We start from the raw sequence: 4920 nt of genomic DNA, 5'->3' as shown, positions 1-4920 counted from the left end.
ATCGTCCGCCCCTATGGTCGGGCCGCGGTCGCGGTGTCGTGTACCGTGGTGCTCGCGGCGACGTCGGCGTAAGTCGCCCGGTACCACTCCGGATCGAAGAGGGTATTGCCGTCGCGCAGGGCCTCGCGCGGGGCACGATACAGGACATCGTCGACCGTGCTCGCGATCGACGCCCAGCCATCGCTTCTCTTCTCCTCCTCGGAGGATGCGCCGCCATGGACCTCGGAACGCTCGCGGAGCGGGAAGTCGTCGACCGCGGCCAGGACTTGCCGAACCTCCGGCGCCCAGCGCGCCGCGCTTTCGTCCTCGATGTCGTTGGTGTCATGCGAAGCGAAGTGCTCGGCGGGTCGAATTCCCTCGCGATAGCCGCGACGCATCTTCGCCTCCCAATGCTCCGCCGACCTGACGAAGTAGTGATTGACGCGGCATATGTTGAATCCGGAAATATCCGCACTCAGACCGATCGGCACTTCGCGGAACGGTGTGCCGTCGGCGTGCGCGGTCGGTCCTTCGACGTCAATCATATGCGGGTTGTGGACTCGAACGACCTTTCTGGGTCGAACGATCATTTTGGTGTGAAAGTTGACTCCGTGGCGATCGACCGCCCTGTGGGTAAAGTCTTCGATGATCAGTCCCGCCGGGATCCTGTCATGGCCGGACGATCCGAACAAGGCCCGGTTCAGGACGATCGCGTTAGAGTTTTCATGAAACGCCAGAAACTTCTTTACGCACCGGTCGGCAATCGGATTGATAAATTCGTCTGAGTCGACGAAAGCGATCCAATCAAAATCGACTGTAAAGTTCTTGATGCAGTCGTCGTATGCTTCCAATTGAGAATATTTAGAATTCCTCGGCCAATCGATGATCTTGATATCGAAAAATCGACGAAGTCGGTCCAGGACCGAATATGTATTATCTGTGCTTGAATTGTGGTAGATAATGAAGCTATCGAACCCGATCAACGAGTGATATGCAATCCACTCGGCAATGCCCCGCTCCTCGTTGCGGACAAACATGCAGATTGCAGTTCTCACGGCTCGAATGTCGCTTGGTGCTCTACCCGATGTGAGCCGCATCTGTCTGGCAGATTTCAGAGCGACCGGCTATGCCCGCACACCGGCCGACGCTGTCCTGTGTAATGCATGTCGAGAAATGCCTGCCCTCGCCCGGGGCCGCAGGGCCGGCGTCGACGCCCGGGCTCCGTCAGTTGAGGAAGCGCGGAACGACGAAGCGGATACCCAGGAGACCGATGAGAGCCATCGCCCCGCTGACGATCAACACGTACAGCATCGACGCATCCGCGCCGTACCCTGGGTAGAAGGCCGATCGGCAGACCTTCACGATGTGCATGAGCGGATTCCACTGAACGTATTCGTAGAGAACGGCTGGCATCGCCTCGGTCACGAACATGGCGCCGCTGGTAAAATACATAATCAATAGCGGAATGATGACGCCGATCATCCATCCTTGAAACATTTGGGAAATGAAGACGTTGAAGAATCCAACGGAAATTGCGAAGCACAGTGCTAGAAGCATACCCTGGCAAAACGCGAAAGAATCTATCGGGACGACGTAGGCGCCGCAGCACGCCGCGATGATGAACACGAGAAAAATGCTCAGGCTGCTGGTGCAGATCTCGACGAGGGCGCGCGACATGACGACGTCAAAGAATTTTACCTGCGGGAAGTAAATCAGCTGCCTGTTCTGGAGCGGTCCCTCCATCATCTTTCTCGCCATGTAGTTGAGAACGATATACGGCGAAAGTCCCGACACGACGAACAGCACGATGCTGTCGCCGATCGGCGTCGGCATGTGCCGGGCCGCGTAGAAGCCGGTGATGACCAGGATGTGGGCGCAGGGCCAGCCGACCGCGATGCCGTAGCCCCACATCGTGCCGCCGAACCGCGTGCGGATGTCGCGCAGCATCAGGGCACCGAGGACGTCCAGCTGGACCTCGAGCGCCGATTTCGCTTGGTGCGCCATGGAGTGCCCCTGCTCGGCGAATTGCCTGCCTACCAGCCGAGCGCCGTCATGGAAGGCCGGGAAACGCTGTCGCCTAGACCGGGATTGCGGCGGCCGGGTGACGAACCCGGAAGGGGGGCATCGGCAGGCGCGCACCGGCCGACCCGCTTCGCCGCCCGGGCCTCCGATGCACTGCGAGGATCCGCCAAGCCCGAGCGGACGTTCGATCGTCCGAACGCCGCCGCATCGGCAGGCCGATGCGACGGCGCGACGGTGTCCCGAACCCGCCGGACCGCGGGCGATACCGAACTCGGGGAGTTTCAGGCGCGCTGGACGTCCCCGAGGGCATTGCTCTCCGCGGCGGCCGGCGCCCCGGCCGCATCCAGGACCTTGCCGCGGGGGCCGACCCAGACCCCGATCCACTTGCGCGACCACAGGGCGAGGCAGCCGAGCACCACGGCCGTGAAGGCGGCGTAGAACAGGAAGCCGGTGGCGAAGCCGCCGGTATACTGCTTCGACAGGCCCATGGCGTTCGGCAGGATGGCGCCGCCGAGTGCCCCGACCTCGCCGATCATCGAGCCCGCCACCGCGGTGTTGGTCGGCCAGCGCAGCGGCACGAGCTGGAACAGCGCGCCGTTGCCGGCGCCGAGCGCCGCGAAGCAGAACATGAACAGCAGCGTGGTCATCACCAGCGTCGGCGCCGCGGTGAGCGCCAGGAACGAGCCGACGGCGGCGAGCAGCACGACGGTGAGCACCAGGATGCCGCCGATCCGGTCGGCGAAGTAGCCGCCGAGGATGCGGATGCCGGAGCCCATCAGGGCGGCCAGCATGGTCAGCCGCCCGGCCTCGATCTTGGTGACGGCGAATTGCTCGTAGAAGAAGGTCGGCAGGAAGTTCGACAGGCCGATGAAGCCCCCGAAGGTGATGACGTAGACCAGGTTGAAGGCCCAGCCGTCCTTCTCGAACAGGCAGGAGACGTGCTGGCGGAAGCTCTGGTGCTCGCGATCCGGCGGCTCCTTGGCGAAGACGATCATCACGGCGAGCGGGATCAGCATGAAGATCCCGGCGAAGCCGTAGACCGCCTGCCAGCCATAGGCCTGGGCGAGGGGCGGCGCGAACAGCACCGCCAGCACCGTGCCGGAGTTGCCGGCCCCGGCGATGCCCATGGCGAGGCCCTTGTGCTCGGCCGGGAACCAGCCCGAGCCGAGGGAGAGCGCGACGCCGAAGGACGCGCCGGCGATGCCGAGCAGCACGCCCATCGCGAGCACGTCGTTGAAGCCGTGGACCAGGAAGAAGCCGTAGGCCATCGCCAGGACGATCAGCGACATCTCGGTGATCGCGGCGTTCTTGCGCCCGATATACTGGGCGAGCACGCCGAGCGGGAAGCGCATGATCGCGCCGGCGAGGATCGGCAGCGAGATCATGAAGCCGGTCTGGGCCGGCGTGAGCTTGTAATGCTCGGTGATGAACGGGCCCATGGCCCCGTTCAGCACCCAGATCGCGAAGCAGAAATCGAAGTACAGGAACGCGGCGAACAGGGTCGGGGGATGACCCGACTTCATGACGGTCTTGAAACTGGCCATGTCGGAGCCTCACGCACAGCCCCCGCGGGGGGTCGTCAACGCGCTTCAGGGTGAGGATCGCGGCCCGGTCACGTGCCGGTCACGCTCTCCCGTCTGTCGGACATCCCTGTCCAAGGCTCGGGCGTCTTTGCCCCGCGGGCCGTGAGGCCAGCCTGCGGGGGGCGTTGCAGCTTCCGTGCCAATCTCGGGCCGCCATCGCGACGAGGGCGGGCGGATCCTGCGTGCCGGTCCCTGCCTCAAGGGCAGGCATATCCTGATGCGCCGGAGGGCAGCGGGCCGCTCACGCCCGCATGTCGACCACCCGCCCCTGCCCCGGCGGGACCGGTGCGGCGGCGGACTGCGCCACGAGGCCGGCGACCTCGCGCCCGGCCTCGATCTGGCGCCGTGCCGCCAGGGTCGCGACCTGCCGGCTGAAGGCGGCGCCCGGCCGGGTCGCGGCGCCGGCGAGGAGGGAGGCGGTGCTGAGATCCGTCATGCCGCCAGCCTGCACCGGAACCGTGATCGGGGCGTGAAGAGGTCAGCTCAAAAGCTGGCTCATCCGGGCGAGCGCCGCGGCGAAGCCGGCGAGCGGCACGGTGAGGGTCTCGACCTCGCCGTTGGGCTTGGTGCCGGTGACGCGCAGGTTCACGGCGGTCTTCATCGCGTCGGTCGCGACCGTCGGGAAGCTGATCGGCACGATGCAGCCGGCCTGGACGCAGGAGGTGTAGGGAGCGCCCTTGCCGAGGGTCGCGTCGTCGAGCTTGAAGGTCACGCCGGGCTCGATCGACAGGCCGAGCGGCATCAGCAGGAGGCCGTTGCTGCGCCCGTCCTGGGGAGCGTTCAGCTCGATGCTGAAGCGGCGTTGCCCGGTCTGCGCCACCCCTTGCGCCTGCGACAGCTGGCACTGGCGCTTCTCGTTCTCGCGGGTGCAGCTGATGGTCCAGTCGCCGTAGACCTCGCTCACCGCGCTGGCGCCGTTCGGCCAAGCTCCGTTCGGGGGCGCTACCGCCGCGGGAGCGGCCTCCGCCTTCGGGGCCGGCGCGGGCTTCGGGGCCGGGCGGCGCGGGGCGGGCTTGTGGGCGGGCTTCGGCGCCGGGGCCTCCGACGCCGGCGCCTCCCCGGCCGGCTCCTCCTGGGCGCGGGCGGGCCCCGCCAGGAACGCGGCGAGGACCAGGAGGCTGGCGAGGGCGGAGCGGCTGGGCGACATGACGGAGTTCCTCGGCGCCCGTCCGCGCCGGGGGCGCGGGACGGGCCTTTTGTCTCGCGGCTCCTCTAGAGCCACGAGCGCCGGAAGGGAAGCCGCGCGCGCCGGTCCCGTCGTCATGCTCTTGAAATAACTTGGATTTATTCCAATCAACCGTCTCCGATCCAGCCAATGTCCTCGTGCCGGATCGGC

5 protein-coding genes are annotated in these 4920 nt (G+C 66.0%); all 5 read right to left on the bottom strand.

What is annotated here, in order from left to right; all coding sequences use genetic code 11:
* Window positions 1-11 precede the first annotated feature (11 nt).
* Window positions 12-1016, bottom strand: coding sequence for a glycosyltransferase family 92 protein (locus tag A5481_RS05595; RefSeq protein ID WP_048434308.1), 1005 nt, complete (start codon window positions 1014-1016; stop codon window positions 12-14).
* 187 nt (window positions 1017-1203) lie between these two features.
* Window positions 1204-1983: an ABC transporter permease gene (locus A5481_RS05590; protein WP_048434309.1), complete on the bottom strand. Its 780-nt coding sequence runs from the start codon at window positions 1981-1983 to the stop codon at window positions 1204-1206.
* Between the two features lie 299 nt (window positions 1984-2282).
* Window positions 2283-3545, bottom strand: a complete 1263-nt coding sequence (locus tag A5481_RS05585) for an MFS transporter (protein WP_048434310.1) — start codon at window positions 3543-3545, stop codon at window positions 2283-2285.
* 280 nt (window positions 3546-3825) lie between these two features.
* A complete protein-coding gene (locus A5481_RS05580) occupies window positions 3826-4020 on the bottom strand; it encodes a hypothetical protein (RefSeq protein WP_048434311.1) in 195 nt (64 codons plus the stop codon).
* Between the two features lie 42 nt (window positions 4021-4062).
* Window positions 4063-4731: an invasion associated locus B family protein gene (locus A5481_RS05575; protein ID WP_064503817.1), complete on the bottom strand. Its 669-nt coding sequence runs from the start codon at window positions 4729-4731 to the stop codon at window positions 4063-4065.
* Window positions 4732-4920 lie beyond the last annotated feature (189 nt).

The sequence above is a fragment of the Methylobacterium platani genome, from assembly GCF_001653715.1.
Lineage (GTDB): Bacteria > Pseudomonadota > Alphaproteobacteria > Rhizobiales > Beijerinckiaceae > Methylobacterium > Methylobacterium platani.
This window is presented reverse-complemented; position numbering and strand designations above follow the sequence as displayed.